The following is a 22126-nucleotide window of genomic DNA, read 5'->3' as shown; positions in this document are numbered from 1 at the left end:
GGGAGTTTTAGTTTGTGAAGACTAAAGTCTATGAAATTCCGTAATCCTACCCGATTGATAGTACTAATCGACTCATAATGCGCCCATCTTCCAATTTGTAAAGGTTGAATTCCGATCCCATTTGCTGCATCAAAGATTGGCAAATGGCTAGATGCAATCCAGGGACTTTATCTAAAGTCGAAGGAGCAAGTAAGTCTACAGCCCGTCCAGCTTCTAGATCTTCGACGAGACGCGGCTCGACCGTGCCATCATCGGTAATTGCAATCTCTAACCACTGTGCGTCAATCGGCCGACACCAGATGTCAATCCGTCCTCCTAGATTGGCTCGCTGGCAGGCAATTAGGAGCAATTCATACAAGACCAATTCAATCTTAGTAATGTCTCCAAAGACCATCGGATTAATTTCATGATGAACTTGTGACCAGAGTTGACGTTGTTTGATCAGATGATCGACGCGATCGAGGGCGCGTCTAACTAATCCAATCATTTGAACGGTTTCGTTTCTCACGGTTAATTGCCACTGTTCATCCCGGATGACTTGGCGTGCAGGTTCGATCGCGTCCTCGATTTGACGCACAAGTTGGGTATGGCGTGGAGTTGTTTCTGGGAGTTCGCTTAGCTTGGACGCGCTAAATTTCACCGTGCGATACATGTCTTCTAAACGCCGATGCTTATACCAGCTCAGACGTTCTAGCCGTTCGCGATCGCGCTTTAAACTTTCCGAGATCATCAAATGGCGACGTGACCAAGCGAGCTGTGCGACCAGCGTATTCAGTACTTGATGTTCTCGATCAATCCACTGCCGCCCCAAACTATCCGCCACCAGTAAAATTCCGGTCGGCTCATGCTCTGGCGCAGTGCGGAGTGTAATGGCGAGGAGCTGACCGATTCCGGGAGCATTTAACCATTGGCGAGTTTCAATAGGAATTTCATCGATCGAGACTGGTAGAACTCCCTCATGAGCGAGGACGCGGTGAAGAAAGGTATCCGTCTCGAGCGAGACTTTCATCACCGGATCAAGATTGAATTTGCGCTCCTGATTCGATTGCACAATTCGTCCAACCCGTCGCCCTGCTGACCAAGCCACCAAAATCGCTAATGGCGCTTCTAACGTCTGACCAATGTATTGCAAAGCTGACTTTTCCAGCAAATCCAGATGCTGGGTTTGCTGAATCGTGGTCAATCCCCATTGAATGGTTTGATAAATTTTCTGCTGTTGTTCATTTTGCTGCTGCAACTTCCACTGTCTCAGGACAATCCCAATCTGCTGAGCAACAATCTTGGTTAATTCGCTTTCTACTTGGCTCCAGACTCTGGGAGCTTCATGTGCCAAAATCACGAGTCCTTGGATAGATTGACCGGGTGCTGTATTACAAACTAACAGCGATCGTACTCCCATTTCGAGGAGGGGCGTTCTCCAAGCTGCAAATCGCAAATCATCTTCTAAATTCTCAATCGCGATCGCATCGGTCGATTTCTCTAACATTTGCCAATCAATCGGACTTAATGATGCGAACCAAGTGGGTAATGTTTTCTTATACTTCGGCTGGATCTGATAGTGAACTTCAAATGCATCGTGATCAGCGCTATAGCTCAAAGCCAGCACCCGATCAATTTTCAAGCGTTGAATCAGTAGAGCCGCAGCATTTTGTAGAGCCGTTTTTCCATCGCTGATGCTGTAAATTGCTTGAGCAACTTTTGCGGTCAACGCCTGATCGAGTTTGATTTGCTCGATCGTAGCTTCCATTTCTTCGAGTGGAGATACCAGCGCGATCAGTTGTGCGGCTGCTCGAATCAACTGTTTTTCTGCATCCTGCCACACTCTCGGTTCATCACTTTCTGCGGCAAGAAATCCTAAGAGTTCATCTTGGTACAAAATCGGCGCAGCAATTAGCGATCGTGCTCGAATATATTCCATGACACGCATGGTAAGGTGAGCTTTGACCATTCCCATCGATTCACCGATCGCAATCACCTGATCTGCTTTGAGTGCCTGATAAAAGCTGCTCATTTCTTGGACTGTTAACCCTGCGGTTTGATCGCTCAAACGTGTCCCTTTTTGACTCGTTGCTCTGCGCCAAAAACACCGATGAGTTCTTTCAAACCAATACACACTCGTTCGCGCAGGCTGAATGAATTGCTGCGTCTGATCGATCACCCGATCCAATCGCTGGTCAAAGTTTTTAAGAAGTCGCAGTTCTTCTAGCATTGCCAGAACTGGGCGATCAATGGGTTTAATTTGCTGCTTTTTGAGTTCTACTTCTGCGGTTTCTAGCGTTGCAGCAAACTCACCTAATGCGATCGAAATCAGCGATCGCTCGTCAGCTTTTGGAAAATTTCCCCATAGCCGCGAGCCTAAAATGGCAACTCCATGACACCGATCCTTAAACGTAATTGGAAAAATGATCGTGCCTTGAATATTTGCTTTTTCAGCAAATCTACGCCATTCATTGGCTCGCTGCTCTTCTCTGAGATCTGGAAGGGTCAGAGGTTTTTGCTGGATCACTGCCTGTTCAAGAATATCGCCTGCTGTCAGTGAAAATCGCTGTTTGAGCAGCGGCGAATCTGAAATTGGGCTTTTTCCCCCTTTACCAATTAAACGATGTTCGGTACGATCGTAAAGTCCGATCCAAACGAGATCGAACATGAAACAAGTATTGAGATAGAGATAAATTGTTTCGATCGCGACAGTATTACCCTCACGTAATTGTTGCAATACACGGCTAAGGGCAAGTAATTGATGTTGGGATTGTGTTGTCTCTTTCGAGTAACCCATGAGCGATCTGTCGGGGGATAACACGGACAGGCACAGTTGCCTACTCGCTCTTTAGAGTGCCCGGAGCGAATTGGTTTTGCACGATATTCCACGCTCAAAATGCGCTACTGTAGCCTTGCTCTCTTGTAAGAACTGATTTTTTACCGTGTCAGATTTTTATCGATCGATGCTGCGTCCGGTGCTGTTTTCTGGGTTGAAAGCTGATCCGGAATTTCTTCATTCTCAGGCAATGCGATCGCTCTCGTGGCTCAGTTCACCGGAGCAAAGCTGGTTGCGATCGTATTTAGAACGCCTGTATGGATATACCTCGCCTCAGCTATCTCAAACGCTTTGGGGGTTAAATTTTCCAAATCCGATCGGACTTGCGGCAGGCTTTGATAAAGATGGCGTTGCAACCAATGTTTTACCTAGCTTTGGCTTCGGGTTTGTAGAAGTGGGAACCGTCACCTTTCACGCTCAACCGGGAAATCCGCAGCCGCGATTGTTCAGATTAGTCGAAGATTTGGCGGTTCTCAATCGCATGGGCTTTAACAATCAAGGAGCCGCAGCGTTACAAGAACGGTTGCAAGATCGAGTGTCTAACATCCCGATCGGAGTCAATTTGGGTAAGTCGAAAATTACTCCACTAGAATCCGCAGCAGAAGATTATCTGAGTAGTTTTCGCTTACTCAAAAGTCTAGGTGATTACTTTGTCGTGAATGTGAGTTCTCCGAACACACCAGGCTTACGATCGCTGCAATCGACCGACCAGTTAGAGCCAATTCTGTCGGCGCTGCAAACTGAGAATCAATCGGAAAAACCTTTGCTGGTCAAGATTGCACCAGATTTAGCAACAGAAGATATTGCTGCGATCGTTGAACTCGCTCAGCGATATCAATTAGCTGGCATTATCGCAACGAATACCACGATCCGACGAGACGGTCTGAAGACTCAGACGATTCGAGGCAATGCGATTCAAGATGAAGCAGGCGGAATTAGCGGCGCACCTGTGAAAGCGCGATCGACGGAAGTGATTCGCTTGATCTGGGAACAAACGCAGGGCAGCTTACCGATTATTGGAGTCGGTGGTGTGTTCTCAGCAGAAGACGCTTGGGAGAAAATCACGGCTGGAGCAAGTTTGATTCAAGTCTATACAGGCTGGATTTATGAAGGTCCAACCATGGTAAAGCGGATCTTGCAGGGATTAGAAGAAAAACTTCAGCGATCGGGATTTTCAGATTTAAAGTCCGCGATCGGTTCAGCGCATCAGGTCAAACAATAGCGACAAAAAAAGCCTGGGCTTTTACCCAGGCAACGAACATTCTTTGAGGGAACTCTTTCTTACTTGATCATGCCCAACAGTTTGGGCTGAGCAGCAGGAATTTGCGGTGCTGCTAATCCAGGCAAGGAAACCATTTGCTGTGCAACAACCGGAACCGCATTGCGAGCATTCTGAGCGACCTGAACCGTTTTCGCATCGTAAGTCTGCGTAATCAGTTTTGGATACAGACCAATCGCAATGATGGGGACAATCAGGGAAGCGGTAATAAACAACTCTCTAGGGTTCGCATCTAAGAAAATCTCTTTGACTGCTTTGCCTTCTTTGCCGTAGAACATTTCACGCAACATTGAGAGCAAATAGATCGGAGTCAAAATCAAGCCTACCGCAGCGAGTAAAAGCACAACGACTTTGAATGCTGAAGTATAAGCGTCGCTGCTGGTGAAACCGAGGAAGATAGCTAACTCACCCACAAATCCGCTCATTCCTGGCAGAGCGAGAGATGCCATCGAACAAATCGTGAACAGGGCAAAGGTCGAAGGCATTTTTTTCGCGAGTCCACCCATTTCATCCATATCCAAGGTGTGAGTCCGATCGTAAGTCACCCCAGCCAAGAAGAAGAGAGCCGCAGCAATCAAACCGTGGGAAACCATTTGCAGAACTGCTCCGCTCATACCCAGTTCGGTGAAAGATGCAATCCCCAACAACACAAAGCCCATGTGCGAAATCGAAGAGTACGCCATCCGACGCTTCAAGTTTCTTTGAGCAAAGGAAGCCAATGCACCGTAGATAATATTTACAATTCCGAGAATCGCCAGAATCGGAGCGAAGTAAACGTGAGCATGAGGCAGCATCTCCATGTTCATCCGAATCAGCGCATACCCACCCATCTTCAGAAGTACACCCGCCAGAATCATTGAAACTGGAGCAGAAGCTTCACCGTGAGCATCCGGTAGCCAAGTATGAAGTGGGAAAATCGGCAGTTTGACACCGTACGCAATCAAAAATCCAACGTAAGCCAGTAATTCAAAGGTCAGAGAATAGTCTTTCAGTCCTAGCTCTTGCATGTTGAAGGTGAAGTTATCACCGTAGAATGCCATCGACAGTGCCGAAACTAGAATAAAGATCGAAGCTAATGCGGTGTAGAGGATGAATTTAGTTGCAGCATACAAACGCTTAGGCCCACCCCAGATAGCAATCAGGATGTAGACGGGAACCAGTTCAACTTCCCATAACAGGAAGAACTGAATCATATCTTGAGCACAGAACACCCCAATTTGTGCGCTGTACATAATGAGCAGCAGAAAGTAGAACAAGCGAGGCTTATTGGTAACTTTCCAGCCTGCCAGCATGGAGAGTGTTGTGACCAGAGCCGCTAGAATGACGAGCGGCATTGAAATGCCATCGACTGCCAGTGTCCAGTTCACACCGATTTGGGGAATCCAGGCGTAATTTTCGACGAGCTGAAAATCCGGATTTTGGAAATCGTAGTGCTTCCAAAAAGCATAGATTGCGAGAACGAGATCCGCCAAACCGACACCTAAGCCATACCAACGAACCGTTTTACCCTGTTTATCAGGGACAAGGGGAATCATGAAGGAAGCGACAAGAGGTAGGGCGATAATGGCCGTTAACCAAGGAAATGAAGTACTCACCATGACATCAGTGACCAGTTTGTAGAGAGATCAGAGGGGGATCGGTGCTTTAAACCGTTTAGACTCAATCCGCTAAAGTTGCCCGATTCAAAAAGCGAGGCTACGGGCGGCGGGAGTCGTGGCGGCGGGGTAATGTCTCAATAGTGAGGCGGCGGTCACAATTCCCACGATCAAACACTTGTAAGGTGCTTGGCGGATCAAGTTGTAGAAGGGAGGAATGTCCAATGAGGATTTCTACCTACTGGAATCATTCTACCCCGGTTTTATTAAGTAAAGTGAACTTAAACAACAGAATGTAGAGGTTTTTGGATTGGACTATCAGATGGTGGAACATAGAATCCCTCTATCTAAAGAGATTTATCAACTGAACATTCTGAATCTTCTCAATGATTCAGAGCACTTTCGGATTGAAGTGGTTGCCTTTCTGAAACCTTTACAATCGTTCACATTATAGTAAGCCGCTGTTAAATATGACAAAAATTTAATAATTGGCTGAAGTACTTACATAGCAAAGGTTTTCAAGAACTTAATAAAAAAGTCACGGAATTCCGTGACTTCTGGCGGTTGAATTCGCGATCGAACTAAAGTCGGTAGATTTAACTTTCAGGCGATGAATGATTTTGCATCCTCCATAAGGATTGACATTCAACGTTCCTCTACCCATCGAGATCCTGGGCTAGAGAGTTGAGCCAAGTCACAACGCGCTGAATCAAATCATTTTTTCTAGCTGAAAACAACCCTGTCCTAGAGTGGCGATTGATTGTAGTAAGCCTTGCTCATCAATCCAGAGCGGCTCGATCGACGCGATTCGTTTTTGATCATGTAATTTAAGTCGTCTGGATGAAGCGATGCTGATAGCGCATTCTCATCGGTAATCTCACCATTTTTATAGAGATCGAATAACGCTTGGTTCAGAGTTTGAGAGCCGTCTGTGCCTTCTTCCATCAGTTGATAAATTTCGTCGATGCAGCCTTTTTGTAGATAATCGCGAATGGTATCGGTATTGAGCATGATTTCAAGTGCTGCTGCTCGACCGCCTTGGATCGTTGGGACAAGGGCTTGTCCAATGACGGCTCTCAAAGCTTCTACGATTTGAATGCGAACCGAATCTTGTTCTTCGGGGGTATAGAAGTTGAGGAGCCGCTTCACGGCGTTGACGGTTCCTTTGGTATGGAGTGTTCCGAGAACTAAATGTCCGGTGAGTGCTGCGCGGATTGCTGTATCGACGGTTTCGCGATCGCGCATCTCTCCAATCAGCAAGATATCTGGATCTTGCCGTAGGGCTGCGCGGAGTGCCTCTTTAAATTCCTGGGTATGAAGTCCAACTTCTCGCTGCGTGATCAAGCATTGATTGGAGGCATGAACATATTCAATCGGATCTTCGATCGTGACAATTTTGCGAGGTAACGTGTCGTTGACATGACGCAGCATTGCCGCGAGTGACGTGGATTTTCCAGAGTTGACAGGTCCAGTGACGAGGATCAATCCTTGGCGTTCTTCAACGAGTTGGGCTAAACGATCGGGAAGTCGGAGTTTCGCGATTGTGGGCACTTCTAGGGAAATGAGCCGTAACACCATCACGCCACCCATCAACGATTGAGCGCAATTAACTCGGCATCGCACAAGATTTGGATAGAAAATGGCAGTGTCTAATTCTTGCTTGGTATGAAAAGCTTCTCGTTGCTCAGGGGAGAGGATTTCTTCTAGAAATTCTTCAAACTGGCGGGATGTGATGGTTCCGTATTGCGCTTGCAGATGCATCTGTCCCTGAATGCGATATCTCGGAGTTTCGCCAACTTGCAGATGAATGTCGGATGCGTTTTGTTCTAATGCATCTTTTACCATGCGGCGAATGGTTCCAAATTCTTTCAAATCTTCGCTCGGCTGATCCAACTCGATCGCACTCAAACTCATTGCTGGAACGCCCTGTGTCGTCAGACCACAATTTAACCGGGCTTGGATGAACCCCTGGATCTGCACACTCGTGTCTAGCTTTTGAGTTTCGAGATATTGCTTCAGCTGCGATGGCGATAAAATTTCTTGGATGTAATGGTTGTAGCGATCGGGTGTGATCAGCGCAAAGTGATCTTGAGGAATGAGTTTGCCCTGTAGTCGGTAAAAAGGAGCGCGACCAATTTGCATATAGAGACTGGAAGCCCCCTGATGATAAGCGTCCTGAACGAGATCGCGAACCGAGGCTGCGGTCTGAGGTGTTGTGGAAGATACCTGAGTAGCAGTCATTTCTAAAGCTGTGACGAGAAAGGGTACGTCCTGATCCACATTCTTACGATCAGGATTTTTACAGATGTGGAATCTACGTAATATTCTTGCCGAATGAAAACACTGCTGTCAGTGCTATACGGATAAGTTTTACGATCGCTTTACAGATCTAGAAGAAAAGACAAGTCCTTGCAAGGCTTTGATTAAATAGCCAATTTGACCGTAACTGTAAACAAGATTTTCAAACCGCTGAGTTGGGTTCGTCGCAAATTTGACGGACTTGTACAGTCCACGAATTAAGCGTTCTCCCCCACGACGAAATTGACCGATTCCAGCTTCGCCTGCAATTTGTTCGCGATAACATTCGCTAATGCCTTGCCACCAACCGCGATTGAGAAACCACTGTCGTTTGACGCGCTCCGGAGCGACATGATGCGCAACATGAGCATCCGGAATATAGGCAACTTCCCAGCCCATTTGCAGGGCGCGATTGGTCATGTGAAGTTCTTCATTAGAAAGAAGATTTTTACCAACTCGTCCTAGATTCGGATCGAAGCCGCCAATCTGATTGAGAAAGGTTTTCCGGATGGAGTAGTTCAAGCCGCGTGGGGTCAGTCCGGGGCGATCGATGTTAACGACCGAATCTCCTAAATCATATGCCCCTAAATTTCCGGCAAGTCCATCCGAGAGCCAGTCTGGAGCCGTCATGTCATCTGTCCAGATTAAAGTGACTTTGCCACCCGCGATCGCGAGGTTTGGATTATGAAGGTAGGCGTTATAAAGGGTGGTGAGCCAATGCGGAGAGGCGATCGCATCGTCATCTAAGTAAGCCAAAATCTCGCCGTGGGCAATTCTTGCACCTGTGTTGCGGGCGACGGATAAGCCGATTTCAGGTTCATGAATGTAGCGAATTTTCGGGTTCTTTAATCGAGCTTCGACGACTTGACGAGTGCTATCGGTGGAGGCGTTATCGACGACGATGATTTCAAAGTCTGCGAAATCCTGGGCAAGCAGGCTATCGATCGCTAAACCGAGATAGCGATCGCGATTGTGGGTGCAAATGATGGCGGAAATGGGGAGTGTGGGCACAACCATACCTCAGGCTTGAATCAAGTCAAGCTTTAGAGTGCCCGAAACGCCTAATCTTGCATCTGTCCGTGCATGATTACGAGCGTTTCAGCTAGTCCCGTGAGACGATTTTCTAAGGTTTGTTTGCGATCGAGCAGTTGGCGAAGTTTGTGATATCGGGCGATCGCAAGGCTGAGGCTGGGAATTTGCTCTGTCGGGCAGGGATATGACCAGCGCTGACCGTCGGCATTAATGCCACAGAGACGATATCCGGCTTTGGGCGCGTCTTTTGTCCCTGGAATTGGGGTGGCGCAGATTTCTTCGATGTAGCTCATTAAGCGATCAACTTCAGCATGACGAAGCGTGGAAAGATCACCGAGGGGTTCACCTGTGTGGGATTCGAGCCAGCCATCGACAATGGGGCCTTCTAAATAGAGATCCTGGATTTGGCGTAAGATTTGGTTCAGTTCAGTGTGCCAGCTTTCTGTGATCACTTGCATTTCAGCGAGCAGGCTGGATGCCAAAGCAGGATTTGCGGCGTTGCGATGGCTGGAAAAATTAGGTGCTTTGAGTTTAGGGAGATTGAGCGGCTTGGGGTCTGAACTTGGCGCGGGTTTAACACTCGGAGGTGCAGCGATTTCAGGTTCAACGACTTTGGGCGGCTTTGTGTGAAGATCAAATGAGACTGGTTTTTGCAGAGGTTCAGGTTCTGGGGTCGGAGCAGTGTCGAGCGTGGGGACTCGTTTATTGAGTTGAAGTAAGGTGTCTTCAATTCGCCGCAGATCTTTCTTCATTGCTGCTCTGTCTTAGGTTGAAGTAAGGCTAATTGTAGCGGGGAATTCAGATTCAGCAAAGATTTTATCTGAAAAATTTATGGCACAAGTGATTTTGGTGACAGGGGCAGCGCGATCGGGCAAAAGTGAATGGGCAGAAAAACTGGCAACGGATTCCGGTCAATCTGTCATTTATATTGCAACAGCTCAAGAAAATTCTGACGATCCAGAATGGCAGGCGCGGATTGAGTTACATCGATCACGTCGTCCTTTGGAATGGCAGACTCAATCTGTTCCAGTCGAGCTAAGTGATGCGATCGCGAATTCATCGAATTGTCTATTGATTGATTCGCTAGGAACTTGGTTGGCGAATCTTTTAGACCAGTCTGAACCGGAATGGGAGAAGACAATTGCCGATCTGTTTCAGAGTTTTGAACAAACAGAAAGCTTGCTCATTTTTGTGGCAGAAGAAACAGGCTGGGGTGTAGTTCCGGCTTATCCGATAGGAAGAGTGTTTCGCGATCGCTTGGGGAATTTAACGCGGCGGTTGGGCGCGATCGCGGATACCGTTTATTTAGTCGTAGGAGGACATGTTTTGAATTTGAGTCAGCTTGGGATGCCTTTGAGCTAAACACCTGCTTGCAAAATTTGTTCTGCGATTAGAGTTAGCCCTGGAAATGTAGGAGAAACAATCTGATCTTGACCCTGAAAACGTCCAATTTCTTGATAGAGTTGTCCGCTCAAATGCAAAACAATGACGACATTTCGAGACGGATCGATCAGCCAATACTCTGGAATGCCTCGCGCTGCGTATTCTTTCCGCTTATCGATGTAGTCTCTGTCGTAGTTTTTCTCTCCTGGCTCACCGGGCGAAACGACTTCGATTACTAAAGCAGGAGCAGGCATCTCTGGTGTGATGAGTGATCGCTTCGCTCCAGAAAGTGCCGACCAACATGCTTCCGTCAAGACGATCAAATCGGGATATCGACTGGTCACACTTTGACTCGGAACTACGATTTCAGTTCCGCGATGAATGAGATAGTGAGGAACTGAAAGTTGGAGGAGGACAGAGATCAAAAAAATTGCGATCGCAATATTCCCAGGATTTTCCGCGCCCATTTCGACTAACACCCCGTCAACCAATTCGTAAGGGATGTCTGTTCCATCGTCATACGCCAGATAATCCTCGATCGTGCGAAATCGAGATTTCGCTTGTGTCATTTTTCAACTCCACCAAGATGCTCTAGTTTAACTCAACACAATCCGTCCCCTGAAGTTAGATAATGGATGCTGACGAAGATCCGGAGAACACAATCATGGCGCAAAGTACCGCGCAACCCGCTCTAGATATTCCTAGCTTAAATGAGGAATTATCGAGCCTCAGTCCTCAGAAAATTGTGGCAAAGGCACTGAGCTTATATGACAACATTGCAATTTCATTTAGCGGTGCAGAAGATGTTGTACTCATTGACATTGCACATCGCTTGAAAAAGGACATTCAGGTTTTTAGTTTGGATACAGGGCGGCTGCATTCCGAGACTTACCAGTTTATTGAGAAAGTCAGAAAACACTACGGAATTGCAATCGACATTCTCTCTCCCGATGCCGCACAACTCGAAGCTTTTGTCAAAGAGAAAGGGCTGTTCAGCTTCTACGAAGATGGGCACAAAGAATGCTGCGGAATTCGCAAAGTCGCGCCCCTGCGCCGCAAGCTGTCTACTTTAGATGCTTGGATTACGGGACAGCGCAAAGATCAAAGCCCTTCGACTCGTTCAGATGTGCCGATCGTGCAAGTCGATGGTGCGTTTTCTTCTGGCGATCGTGAGTTAATCAAATTCAATCCGCTCTCGAATTGGTCGTCTGCTCAAGTTTGGACCTACATTCGGGCGTATGAAGTTCCCTACAATCCTCTGCATGAGCGGGGCTTTATCAGCATTGGCTGTGAGCCTTGTACGAAAGCAGTGCTACCCAATCAGCATGAGCGTGAAGGTCGATGGTGGTGGGAAGATGCGACGAAGAAGGAATGTGGATTACATGCTGTGAATCCAACGGAATCGTAGAAGTGGGGGCGGAGGGTTGACCCACGACTCGTATTTCGTCTGAATTCTAAATTATCTGGAAAAAGCCTTAGAAGAGAAATTCTAAGGCTTTTTTACGGCATAACTTTTCCTTCCAAATTCGATATCGATCGGTTAGAATCCTCAATGATTATTAAAAATTCGTAAAAATTTAGCTTCGAGTCCTCGACGATCGTCCATTCGCTTGTCTCGCGTACTCTTTGACCGCTTTGCTCTTTCGCGTCATTGAACTATGGAATCCCTCGACTCTCAACATCAGCCCTCGATCGATCCTCCTGAAACATTCGATGCTCAACCGACCACCCCAAATCGCAGACCTTGGATCTGGTTGCTTTGCACTGGGCTAGTCGCTGTAGGTGGATTTGGGGTTTGGCGAATGTTCAGTCCGGTAGGAGAAAGACCTGCCGTAGCTCAACCGCAAGGGCAACCCCCCAGAGCGGTTGAAACGACGAAACTGGCAACGGGAACTCCAACCCGAACGGTACAACTTCTAGGACAAGTTGAAGCCAGTCAGCAATCGACGATTCGGGCGCAGACCAGCGGGATTGTGGAGGAGATTTTAGTCCAGCCTGGAGATCGCGTTACAGCAGGGATGGCGATCGCAATTCTCGATGATTCCGATCAACAGTTAGGGATTGCTCAAGCCCAAGCAGCACTTGCTCAACAACGCAGCAATTTAGCTCGCTTGCAAGTCGGAACGCGACCGGAGATCATCGCGCAGCGACAGGCAACGGTGAATGCAGCAAAAGCACGAGAACAGGAAGCTCAGGATAACTTCAAGCGAACGTCTGGACTCGTGAAAGAAGGAGCCATTTCGCAGCGATTGTTAGTCGAAGCGCGATCGAACGTCGATCAAGCGACCGAAGCACGACTCGCAGCAGAAGCAAGCTTAGCAGAAGCAAAAGCAGGTCCAATTCGAGAAGAGATTGACGCACAAAAAGCAACTGTCGCAGCAGCGATCGCGACGGTCAATCAGGCTCAACTGGCTCAGAGACGAACTCAGATCGTCGCAACCGAATCGGGAATTGTCCAAACCCGGCATGTGAGCCGAGGCGATTTAGTTCAAAGTTCGGGGCAGATTGTTACCCTTGTTTCCGGGAATCAAGTTGATGTGTTCTTGGAATTGCCGGAGGATTTGAGCGGGAGAGTGACGCCGGGGATGTCGATCGCGTTAACTGCTAGAGCTTTGCCGCAGTGGAAACAGCAAGCAACCATTACAGCCGTTGTGCCTTCTGCGGATACAACGTCTCGGCGGCAACGCGTGAGGGTTCAGATCAATCCACCACAAGGAATGTTGCCTGGGATGGCGATTTCGGGTGCTTTGACATTACCGACGAATCGAGAAAGCTTTGTCGTCTCACGGGATGTTTTGACGCGGCGGCGAAATGAATGGTTTGTTTTTACGATCGCAGATGGCAAAGCAAAACCGATCCCGGTTGAACTTGTCACAGATATGGGCAAACAAGTCGCGATCTTTAGCTCAGAACTGCGATCGGGACAAGAGATCGTCCTGCGAGGCGGAGATGGATTGAATGAAGGTGCACCCGTCAAAATTGTCGGAGACCCATCATGAAATTGATTGAAACTGCGGTTCGCTGGAGACACGGAACGTTTGTTTTGTTCTGTCTACTTGCCATTTTTGGCGTATTTTCTTTGTTTCGACTGCCGCTTGAATTGCAGCCAGGGGGCGATCGACCTGAGATTACAATTCGCACAGCTTATCCAGGTGCGGCTCCGACAGAAGTTGAAGATTTGATTACTCGCCCGATCGAAGAACAGATGGAAGAAGTTCTGGGCGTGAAAGAGATTAGTAGTGCTTCGCGTGCTGGCGCGAGTTCGATCACGCTGGAATTTCAGGAAGGAACCGATGTTGAACGTCGATTGGTCGATGTGATCAATCGATTGCAGCAGGTTTCGAGTCTGCCACCGGAAGCATCGGAGTCGAATGTGGAATTGGTCGGGGGCAATAGTTCTCCGATGATGTGGATTCCCTTTGATACAAAGCCTGGATTTGAGCCAAATCCTGATCACTATCGGGACTTAGCAGAAGAAATTGTTTTACCTCGATTGCGGCGAGTTCAAGGCGTTGGGCAGTTTATTGTTCCTGGCGGACGGCAGCGAGAAGTTGAAGTTCGAGTTGATCCCAAGGCATTAGCCGATCGCAATTTAACGATCGGTGATGTGGTGCGAGTGCTGCGGGAAAACAATCGCGATATTCGAGGGGGTCCTCTGGAGCTAGGGCGACGAGAATATCGTGTCAGAACGATTAGTCGATCGCAAGATATTGAACAGATTGCAGGCTTTGTGGTGCGGCGAGATGCGGCAGGAACTGTCTACATTCGCGATGTGGCAAAGGTAGAAATGGGGCGCAAGCTTCGCGATGGTGCTTTTCTGTTTAATGATAAGCCCGCAGTCGCAGTTGGCATTATTCGCCAGGTTGGAGCAAATGTCCCTGAGATTTCCAAAGGGGTTCGTGAAGCGATCTCTGAACTGCAAGCTCAGTTCGATGAGCAGAAAGAAGGAATTCAGTTCGTCTTTAACTATGACGAAAACGAATATGTTGGTCAATCTGTGAAGTTCGTGCAGGAAAACCTGATCGCTGGAGCGTTACTTGCAACAATCGTCTTGCTCTTGTTCTTAGGATCGATGCGAACGGTTGCTGTGATTGCAATTACGATTCCGATTAGTTCAGTGATGATTTTCATTGTTCTGTCGGGGTTGGGTCGATCGCTGAATATTATCAGCCTTGCTGGGATTGCATTCTCAACGGGCATGGTCGTAGATAACTCGATCGTGGTGATCGAAAATGTATTTACCCACATGCAGCGTGGAAAAAATGCCTTTCGAGCAGCGATCGACGGAACTCAAGAAGTGTGGGGGGCAATGCTCGGCTCGACGCTCACGAATGTTGTCGTCTTCATTCCACTGCTGATGGTCACAGGGGAAGCAGGACAGCTTTATGCAGATATGGCAATTACCATGTCTTGTTCTGCCCTATTCTCATTGTTTGCAGCCATTACTTTAGTTCCGATGCTGTCGGGATTGTTTCTGAAAGAGTCAGAAGCAGTGCAGATGTTTGAAGGTGGAGAATATCGGGGTGGCAATTGGTTTGAGCGATCGATTGCGCAAACTTCTACTGTATTTCGCCACGTTCAAGGAAAGTTAGAACGCTTCTTAGTCAGAACGGTGCGCTGGTCAATCGGGCGGCGAAGAATGGGACGGCGCTTGATGGTTCTAGCAATTCCGGTGTCATTGCTCGTAGCGAGCTTCTTGCTGCTTCCTCCAGCGGATTATCTGCCTGAAGGAAATCGCAATACGATTCAGTGGCGAGTCGAACCGCTACCCGGAACCAGTGTTACAGAAGCTATCAAGCAATCTGAGCCGGTTCGAGCCTTTGTGCGATCGCAACCGGAGGTCGATCGCGTGATGTTTATCGATCGACCTGGAGGATTGAGAGCAATTTCAGCCATTCTCAAGCCTGAATACGCGACAACGCGCGGACTTGCAGAAATGGTTAACCGATTCCGCGCTGCGAGTAATAACTTCGCGGGTTATCGATTCATGGTTCCGGTGCGTCCATCCATCTTCCGTGATCCGGGCAAAGAATTCGAGGTGGACATTGTTGGAACAGATTTGAATCAATTGGGGCAACTCGATCGAGAAATTTCCGGTAAGTTGCGCGGGTTGAATGGCATTCGGAATGTGCGATCGAACTTTGTGCTCGGTGCAGGCGAATTACAAGTCGTGCCCAATCGCGAAAGGCTTGCAGAAGTTGGACTCTCCGAATCTGAAGTTGGCTCAATGGTCGAGACGGCTTTAGGAGGAAGACTAGCTTCTAAGTTTGTCGATGGGAAAAAAGAACTCGATGTCACCGTTGAACTGCAAAATGCGTTCGTACAAACGCCTCAACAGCTACGAGAATTGCCCCTGTTTGCACGAGGGAGACAGATTCAGTTGAGTGATGTAGCGGAAGTCAGAGAAACTACCGGAGCCGATGTGATTAATCACACGGATTTAGAGCGATCGATTACGCTCACGGCATCTCTCAATGACACGGCATCGTTAGGAGCCATCGTCGATCAAGTCAATCGTGAGATATTAGCTCCAGCCCGCGCAAACTTGCCTGCAAGCTATCGCATCGAACTCGCTGGAACGGCGGATCAACTCGCCAGAACCGTTTCGCAATTATCCTCTGCCTTTGTATTTGCGATTCTGATTACATATCTATTGCTGATCGCCTTATATCGCTCGTTTCTCTATCCAGTTGTGATTATGGCAACGATTCCGATGGGAATGAGTGGTGCGTTATTGAGCTTAGTGTTAGTCAATCAAATTCCAGGGATGTCAGTTCCATTGGATATGATTACTGCGTTGGGATTTGTGATTTTGACTGGAATTGTCGTGAACAATGCGATTTTACTTGTCGATCATGCTTTGCAACTTCAGCAGGAAGGAGAAGATTACGATTCCTCACTCTTAAGTGCGACGAAGGATCGATTGAGAGCAATCTTTATGTCGGCAGGAACCAGTGTTTTGGGAATGTTGCCGCTTGCTGTTTTACCTGGACAAGGCTCAGAACTGTATCAAGGGTTGGGGATTGTCCTGACGGGAGGATTAGCATTCTCAACGATATTAACTCCGACGGTCGTGCCAGCATTGATGGGATTGTTGAGAGATTGCTTCGGGCAGAAATCGATCGTGATTCCTGTCGAGCATGGTGCAATGGCAAATTCCAATGATTTGAGTGTGACTGAACCTTAGTAGATTAGTTTCCGGCAGTATAATCGAGTCACTAGATTCTTCGATCGAGATTTCTAATGCCCCAACTGCCAAGCATCGCTGATTCGGCAAGGATTCTGCTCGATTTGCAACAGATCAATGAGATTGCTCAAACGCTTTCAGGCTGTCTGATTCCGGAAGAAATTGCGCGAACAGTCACCACCGGATTAATTGATCGGTTCGACTTTGCAATGGCTCGATTGTGGCTCCTCGACACCGATCAAGCGATGCTGCGACTCGTTGCATCCGCAGGGCTACACACTCGCACGGATGGCAGATTTGCTAGAGTTCCGCTCGGCGCTTACAAAGTTGGCAAAATCGCGCAAAATCGCATTGCTTTTTTGAGTAACAATCTGCCTGCTGAGTCTTGGGTGGGCGATCGAGACTGGGCGATCGACAATCGAATTCAAGGCTTTGCAGGCTATCCGTTAGTTGCCCACGATCGCGTGATTGGCGTACTCGCGATGTTTAGCCGCCATGTGCTAGCTCCCGAATTTTTGGAGGTTTTACAAACGCTCTGCACGATTGTCACCATTTCTTTAGATACTGCAATTCAGTATCAGCAAACACAGCATAGTCAGTTGATTTCTACTAGCCAAGCTAGTGAACTCATGCTGTCTGAGCAACTTGTAACTGTGTTGAAAACAGCACGATTGACGCTAGTAGGGACAGAGCGAAGTTTAGCACCGTCGATTGTCTATGGGTTTCTCAAAGCAGCCGAAGTTCTCAGCACTGTGGACTGCTCTTATGGTCGCTTGATCTACAGTGAGAGTGCAGTTTCACTCGAAGCAACCGTTCCCACAGCAAAAATTGCTGAACCAGATGCTGTTCGATGGTTAGCGGCATCTTTCGATCGCATTTTTCCCACTTCTAAACATCGCGACATTCAAACCCAATTAAGTTCTGACCAAAAACTGCTTCAGATTGTTCTGAGTGTTCCTTATACTTCGATTGTGTCACCCTCGATTTTGTCGGAACGAGAGGTCGAGATTCTCACGCTGCTCACGCAAGGACACCGCGATCGCGATGTGGCTGAACATTTAATTATTAGTGAGAGCACAGTGAAGTTTCACATCAACAACGTACTGAGCAAGTTGCAAGCAAAAACCCGATATCAAGCGATTTATCAAGCACTCTCATCAGGCTGGATCTAGCCACAAGTCATGCTCCCTACTCCCCACTCCCCATTCCCCCAAAATCCGTCAAAATCCTAAAGGCATCCAGAACTTAGAAAAATTACCCTGATAATAAACAACCGAGAATTTGTCTGAGGTTGCCCTATGAGCTATCGCATGAATCGCCGCGCCTATGCTGAAACTTTTGGTCCAACTGTGGGCGATCGCGTTCGCTTAGCTGACACTGAATTGATCATCGAAGTCGAACAAGACTTGACGACTTACGGGGATGAAGTGAAATTTGGCGGTGGAAAAGTCATTCGGGATGGCATGGGGCAGTCTCCGATTACGAATGCAGAGGGTGCAGTCGATGCAGTGATTACGAATGCGCTGATTCTCGACTGGTGGGGAATCGTCAAAGCGGATATCGGCATCAAAGACGGCAAAATTCATGCGATCGGAAAAGCGGGTAACCCCTACATTCAAGACAATGTGACTATCATCATTGGACCAGGAACCGAAGCGATCGCTGGAGAAGGCATGATTCTTACGGCAGGTGGAATTGATACCCATATTCACTTCATTTGTCCCCAACAGATTGAAGTCGCGATCGCATCTGGCATTACGACCATGATTGGAGGTGGAACTGGACCTGCTGCGGGAACGAATGCGACGACTTGTACTCCTGGCCCTTGGTACATTCATCGGATGCTGCAAGCGGCTGAAGCATTTCCGATGAATTTAGGCTTCTTGGGCAAAGGAAATTCGAGCCAACCGGATGCGCTCGAAGAACAAATTAAGGCGGGTGTAATGGGATTAAAGCTCCATGAAGATTGGGGCACGACTCCAGCCGCGATCGATACCTGCCTCAGCGTTGCAGATGAGTATGATGTGCAGGTTGCGATTCACACGGATACACTCAATGAAGCGGGCTTTGTCGAAGATACGATCGCAGCGTTCAAAAATCGAGTCATTCACACCTATCACACCGAAGGTGCAGGAGGTGGACATGCTCCAGACATTATCAAAGTCTGTGGTGAGGCAAACGTTCTGCCTTCTTCGACAAATCCGACCCGACCTTACACACTGAATACGCTGGATGAGCATCTGGATATGTTGATGGTCTGTCATCATCTTGATCCCAGTATTCCAGAGGATGTGGCGTTTGCAGAATCTCGGATTCGTCGAGAAACGATCGCGGCTGAAGATATCCTGCATGATATCGGTGCTTTCAGTATGTTGTCTTCGGATTCGCAAGCGATGGGGCGGATTGGAGAAGTAATCATTCGGACTTGGCAGACTGGTCACAAGATGAAAGTTCAGCGCGGCGCTTTGTCAGAAGATAGCGATCGCAATGACAATTTCCGCGCAAAACGCTACGTCGCCAAGTACACGATCAATCCTGCGATCACTCATGGCATTGCAGACCATGTGGGATCAGTCGAAGTTGGGAAATTGGCTGATTTGTGTCTATGGCGACCTGCAATGTTTGGCGTGAAGCCAGAACTGGTGATCAAAGGTGGCATGATTGCATGGGCACAGATGGGAGATGCGAATGCAAGTATTCCGACTCCACAGCCTGTGCATATGCGTCCGATGTTTGGCAGTTTTGGAGGTGCGATCGCGCCGATTTCTCTTACCTTTGTTTCACAAGCTTCGCTCAAGAAAGGCGGATTGGGTTCGCTGAATCTGCAAAGACAGTTAGTTCCGGTGTCGGGAATTCGGAGCTTGACGAAGCGGGATATGAAATTAAATGATGCAATGCCGCAGATGGAGGTTGATCCTGAAACTTATCAGGTGCGTGCAGATGGAGAATTGCTCACGTGTGAGCCTGCAACGGTGTTACCGATGGCGCAGCGGTACTTTTTATTCTGATCCGGAACTTTATAGAGTAGGGAGTGGGGAGAACCATGATTTTAGATTTCTCTCTATCTCCCTATCCAATTGATTGTGGAGCTTGCTAGAGACTCTCTAAATAGCTCAGCAAATCTGCCATTTCTTGTGGGCTAGGCTGAAATTTGGGCATGGGAGGAGTCTGTCCGCTGATCACCTGCTTGATCAGACGGGGAGGAGATTTTCGATCAGAAACATTTTTCAGACTAGGACCAACTTTGCCATCTGCCATGATTCCATGACATCCAGCACAGTTAATCTGAAAAATCGCATGACCTTGAACTGAATCCCCATGCAGTGATAACACCTCCTGAACATAGGGGTCAGGTCGGTGCAATCGGGTTGCACCCAAAAGCGCCACTACGATCGCAAAACAGACCACTAGCACGATCGTAATAATTCTTTGGGATAACCCTTCAGATTTGACAAGTTGCTCGTTCAAAAGAGGATATCAAGGAAAAGGACTGTAAAAAATATTCACTCATTTACTAAACAGATTTTAACAACTTTCGGGAACCCCTGCTGCACCCAAATCTGTAATCTTGCAAAAGTTCTGGAGAATAAAAGGTGTTTCAGCGTTGGAGCTACAAGAGGGGCTAAGATAGGAATAAAGAAACCTTCATGATTTAAGTTTCAAAATCTTACAAACTGAGGAGAGTTCAGACATGGTTGAGCCAATTTTGCTTGGCATCGTGCTGGGATTAGTGCCTGTCACGTTAGCAGGTTTGTTTGTTGCCGCTTACACCCAATATCGTCGCGGAAACCAACTCAATCTCTAATCATTCAGAGGAACCCCGGAAAATCTCCGGGGTTTTTTTATGGGGTTGTCATACGATCGACAAATCGAGCCGTTAAATTTGCATCAAAAGTAATTTCTCAATACTGAATTATGGACTTTTCGATCAAGTTGTTGGTTTCAGAAGCGATCCGGACAGTCGTGAATCATGCAGATTGGATAGGCTGGAACCTTTTCCTAGCATTTATCCCTTTGGTTTTGAGCGTGTTTCTGTTTCGACGAACACCTATCGTGAAAACGGCGATCGAATATCGTCACCGCTCCTTATTCTGGTGGCTTGGAGTTGCAGTCTTTGTCGCATTTCTTCCTAATGCGCCCTATATTCTCACTGATATTATTCATTTTGTGAACTGGGTGCGTGCAGGTGCTTCGATTTGGGTTGTTACCCTCATTTATGTTCCGTTGTTTGTTGTATTCCTGACAGCGGGATTTGAAGCGTATGTGATGTCATTAATGAATGCTGGATATTATTTGAAACAGCGCGGGTTAAGACACTATGTTTTCCCGATGGAATTAACTTTACATGCACTGAGCGCGATCGGGATTTTTCTCGGGCGCTTTTTACGCTTCAATAGCTGGAATATTTTGACGCATTGGAACGATGTGGCAGCTAGCCTGGTTGGAGATGTGTTTGATCGACAACCGATGATCACGATTGTCATTACGTTCATCATTTTGACTCTGCTGTATGCGCTGGTAAAACCGCTGCATTTTGCGATGTCACACTACTGGAAATTTCGTCCGCAACCCGAACGATCGCAATTCGTAATTCCGAACTCGTGAATGGTAGTTAAATGCAGTTTCTGAGACTGCATTTTTTTATGATGACTATCCGGGCGATCGTGTTGGCGGGAATTGGTGTGTTTGGGATGGCGGTGGCTTCGGTTCGGGCAGAAACGGTCACTAAGACCGTTCAGCAAGGCAATGTGAAAGCAGAATTGTCGTATGAGCGCGATCGCAAGCCTGACGAATTTCCGCAAGTTCAAAATCTGCGCTTGAAAATTCAGCGCTCCAATCAAACTGTTTTTGACAAGGCTCCTGGCTCTGAAGAATACGATCGACCCCTGCTGGATTGGAATGCAGAAGATCAAGATAGTTTCCTGGTGCGTGACCTCAACGGCGACCAAGAGCCTGAAGTGATTCTCGATTTCTTTACAGGTGGCGCGCATTGCTGCACGTATTCGCTGATCTATCACTACGATGCGAAGCAGCAGCAATATGTTGAGTCACGGGCATTTTGGGGGAATTTGGGCTATCAACTGCAAGATTTGGAGAGAGATGGAAAAGTCGAATTTATGAGCGCGAATGATAGCTTTGCCTATGCGTTTACGAGCTATGCAGCCTCAGCGTTTCCGATTCAGATTTGGCGGTTTGAGAATGGCAAGATGATCGATGTGACTCGCACATATCCCAAGCTCATTCATAGTCATGCCTATCGGCTCTGGCAAGCGTATCAGGAAGTGAAGGGGAACGATGCCGATGTGCGGGGGATTTTGGCAGCTTACTTGGCAGATAAGTATTTGCTTGGTCAGCAAGAGGACGGCTGGAAGCGGTTACGGCAGGTTTATCAGGAAAGCGATCGTGAAGAGTATTTCGTGAACTTGCGGAAGTTTTTGAAAGAATCAGGGTATGGCGATTGATACCCAATTCAAGGATTTGGCTGACCCAAACTTGAAAAGAATCCCCTGAAGTCTCCTGATTCAAAGAGGACTTGA

General features: G+C 47.7%; 17 protein-coding genes. 10 read left to right on the top strand and 7 right to left on the bottom strand.

Annotated features, from left to right (window positions below; genetic code table 11):
- Positions 1-46 precede the first annotated feature (46 nt).
- Complete coding sequence (locus OU814_RS12535; RefSeq protein ID WP_268183236.1) at positions 47-2776, bottom strand: GAF domain-containing protein; 2730 nt, start codon at positions 2774-2776, stop codon at positions 47-49.
- A 145-nt stretch (positions 2777-2921) separates the two neighbouring features.
- Here OU814_RS12535 and OU814_RS12530 point away from each other — a divergent pair, with 145 nt between their 5' ends.
- On the top strand, positions 2922-4037 hold the full coding sequence (locus OU814_RS12530) for a quinone-dependent dihydroorotate dehydrogenase (protein ID WP_326498300.1): 1116 nt from the start codon (positions 2922-2924) through the stop codon (positions 4035-4037).
- 59 nt (positions 4038-4096) lie between these two features.
- Here the strand turns inward: OU814_RS12530 and OU814_RS12525 are convergent, their stop codons facing one another.
- The 4 genes from OU814_RS12525 to OU814_RS12510 form a co-directional block, all read right to left on the bottom strand.
- The gene (locus tag OU814_RS12525; RefSeq protein ID WP_190647095.1) at positions 4097-5692 is read right to left on the bottom strand and encodes an NAD(P)H-quinone oxidoreductase subunit 4; all 1596 of its coding nucleotides are present in this window, start codon (positions 5690-5692) and stop codon (positions 4097-4099) included.
- Positions 5693-6433: 741 nt separating this feature from the next.
- Positions 6434-7969 (bottom strand): type IV pilus twitching motility protein PilT, encoded by a 1536-nt coding sequence (locus OU814_RS12520; RefSeq protein WP_268183232.1) that lies wholly within the window; start codon positions 7967-7969, stop codon positions 6434-6436.
- Positions 7970-8059: 90 nt separating this feature from the next.
- Positions 8060-9004: a glycosyltransferase family 2 protein gene (locus OU814_RS12515; RefSeq protein ID WP_268183230.1), complete on the bottom strand. Its 945-nt coding sequence runs from the start codon at positions 9002-9004 to the stop codon at positions 8060-8062.
- Positions 9005-9048: 44 nt separating this feature from the next.
- Positions 9049-9771, bottom strand: coding sequence for a hypothetical protein (locus OU814_RS12510; protein WP_190647093.1), 723 nt, complete (start codon positions 9769-9771; stop codon positions 9049-9051).
- Positions 9772-9850: 79 nt separating this feature from the next.
- Here OU814_RS12510 and cobU point away from each other — a divergent pair, with 79 nt between their 5' ends.
- The gene (gene cobU / locus OU814_RS12505) at positions 9851-10381 is read left to right on the top strand and encodes a bifunctional adenosylcobinamide kinase/adenosylcobinamide-phosphate guanylyltransferase (protein ID WP_268183227.1); all 531 of its coding nucleotides are present in this window, start codon (positions 9851-9853) and stop codon (positions 10379-10381) included.
- Here the strand turns inward: cobU and OU814_RS12500 are convergent.
- Positions 10378-10971: a Uma2 family endonuclease gene (locus OU814_RS12500; protein WP_190647091.1), complete on the bottom strand. Its 594-nt coding sequence runs from the start codon at positions 10969-10971 to the stop codon at positions 10378-10380. The two genes, cobU and OU814_RS12500, sit on opposite strands and share 4 nt — an antisense overlap.
- Positions 10972-11066: 95 nt before the next feature.
- Here OU814_RS12500 and OU814_RS12495 point away from each other — a divergent pair, with 95 nt between their 5' ends.
- The 5 genes from OU814_RS12495 (at position 11067) to ureC (ending at position 19597) form a co-directional block, all read left to right on the top strand.
- Positions 11067-11810, top strand: coding sequence for a phosphoadenylyl-sulfate reductase (locus tag OU814_RS12495; protein WP_026148413.1), 744 nt, complete (start codon positions 11067-11069; stop codon positions 11808-11810).
- A 250-nt stretch (positions 11811-12060) separates the two neighbouring features.
- Positions 12061-13401, top strand: a complete 1341-nt coding sequence (locus OU814_RS12490; protein ID WP_017286275.1) for an efflux RND transporter periplasmic adaptor subunit — start codon at positions 12061-12063, stop codon at positions 13399-13401.
- Complete coding sequence (locus OU814_RS12485; protein WP_268183223.1) at positions 13398-16589, top strand: efflux RND transporter permease subunit; 3192 nt, start codon at positions 13398-13400, stop codon at positions 16587-16589. The genes OU814_RS12490 and OU814_RS12485 overlap by 4 nt, the downstream gene beginning before the upstream one ends.
- Before the next feature lie 56 nt (positions 16590-16645).
- Positions 16646-17761 carry a LuxR C-terminal-related transcriptional regulator gene (locus tag OU814_RS12480; RefSeq protein ID WP_268183220.1) on the top strand — a complete coding sequence of 372 codons (1116 nt, stop codon included), beginning with the start codon at positions 16646-16648 and terminating at the stop codon, positions 17759-17761.
- A 126-nt stretch (positions 17762-17887) separates the two neighbouring features.
- A complete protein-coding gene (ureC, locus tag OU814_RS12475) occupies positions 17888-19597 on the top strand; it encodes an urease subunit alpha (protein WP_190647087.1) in 1710 nt (569 codons plus the stop codon).
- A gap of 85 nt (positions 19598-19682) precedes the next feature.
- Here ureC and OU814_RS12470 read toward each other — a convergent pair whose 3' ends face one another.
- Positions 19683-20057 (bottom strand): c-type cytochrome, encoded by a 375-nt coding sequence (locus tag OU814_RS12470; protein WP_017286271.1) that lies wholly within the window; start codon positions 20055-20057, stop codon positions 19683-19685.
- 223 nt (positions 20058-20280) lie between these two features.
- On the opposite strand from OU814_RS12470, the gene petG reads away from it, so the two are divergent.
- The 3 genes from petG (at position 20281) to OU814_RS12455 (ending at position 22051) form a co-directional block, all read left to right on the top strand.
- Positions 20281-20394, top strand: a complete 114-nt coding sequence (gene petG, locus OU814_RS12465) for a cytochrome b6-f complex subunit V (RefSeq protein WP_017286270.1) — start codon at positions 20281-20283, stop codon at positions 20392-20394.
- Between the two features lie 110 nt (positions 20395-20504).
- Positions 20505-21194: a DUF1361 domain-containing protein gene (locus tag OU814_RS12460; RefSeq protein ID WP_268183213.1), complete on the top strand. Its 690-nt coding sequence runs from the start codon at positions 20505-20507 to the stop codon at positions 21192-21194.
- A gap of 38 nt (positions 21195-21232) precedes the next feature.
- On the top strand, positions 21233-22051 hold the full coding sequence (locus OU814_RS12455) for a hypothetical protein (protein WP_268183211.1): 819 nt from the start codon (positions 21233-21235) through the stop codon (positions 22049-22051).
- Positions 22052-22126: the final 75 nt, after the last annotated feature.

This window comes from Leptolyngbya sp. GGD, assembly GCF_026735145.1.
Lineage (GTDB): Bacteria > Cyanobacteriota > Cyanobacteriia > Leptolyngbyales > Leptolyngbyaceae > Leptolyngbya > Leptolyngbya boryana.
The sequence above is the reverse complement of the archived record's forward strand: the minus strand, read 5'-3'. Positions and strand labels throughout refer to the sequence as shown.

Excerpts from the sequence above, each read along its gene's own strand:
- OU814_RS12535 (WP_268183236.1), bottom strand. The coding sequence starts at position 2,776 with ATGGGTTACTCGAAAGAGACAACACAATCCCAACATCAATTACTTGCC.
- OU814_RS12525 (WP_190647095.1), bottom strand. The coding sequence starts at position 5,692 with ATGGTGAGTACTTCATTTCCTTGGTTAACGGCCATTATCGCCCTACCT.
- OU814_RS12515 (WP_268183230.1), bottom strand. The coding sequence starts at position 9,004 with ATGGTTGTGCCCACACTCCCCATTTCCGCCATCATTTGCACCCACAAT.
- OU814_RS12510 (WP_190647093.1), bottom strand. The coding sequence starts at position 9,771 with ATGAAGAAAGATCTGCGGCGAATTGAAGACACCTTACTTCAACTCAAT.
- cobU (WP_268183227.1), top strand. The coding sequence starts at position 9,851 with ATGGCACAAGTGATTTTGGTGACAGGGGCAGCGCGATCGGGCAAAAGT.
- OU814_RS12500 (WP_190647091.1), bottom strand. The coding sequence starts at position 10,971 with ATGACACAAGCGAAATCTCGATTTCGCACGATCGAGGATTATCTGGCG.
- OU814_RS12495 (WP_026148413.1), top strand. The coding sequence starts at position 11,067 with ATGGCGCAAAGTACCGCGCAACCCGCTCTAGATATTCCTAGCTTAAAT.
- OU814_RS12490 (WP_017286275.1), top strand. The coding sequence starts at position 12,061 with ATGGAATCCCTCGACTCTCAACATCAGCCCTCGATCGATCCTCCTGAA.
- OU814_RS12485 (WP_268183223.1), top strand. The coding sequence starts at position 13,398 with ATGAAATTGATTGAAACTGCGGTTCGCTGGAGACACGGAACGTTTGTT.
- OU814_RS12480 (WP_268183220.1), top strand. The coding sequence starts at position 16,646 with ATGCCCCAACTGCCAAGCATCGCTGATTCGGCAAGGATTCTGCTCGAT.
- ureC (WP_190647087.1), top strand. The coding sequence starts at position 17,888 with ATGAGCTATCGCATGAATCGCCGCGCCTATGCTGAAACTTTTGGTCCA.
- petG (WP_017286270.1), top strand. The coding sequence starts at position 20,281 with ATGGTTGAGCCAATTTTGCTTGGCATCGTGCTGGGATTAGTGCCTGTC.
- OU814_RS12460 (WP_268183213.1), top strand. The coding sequence starts at position 20,505 with ATGGACTTTTCGATCAAGTTGTTGGTTTCAGAAGCGATCCGGACAGTC.
- OU814_RS12455 (WP_268183211.1), top strand. The coding sequence starts at position 21,233 with ATGATGACTATCCGGGCGATCGTGTTGGCGGGAATTGGTGTGTTTGGG.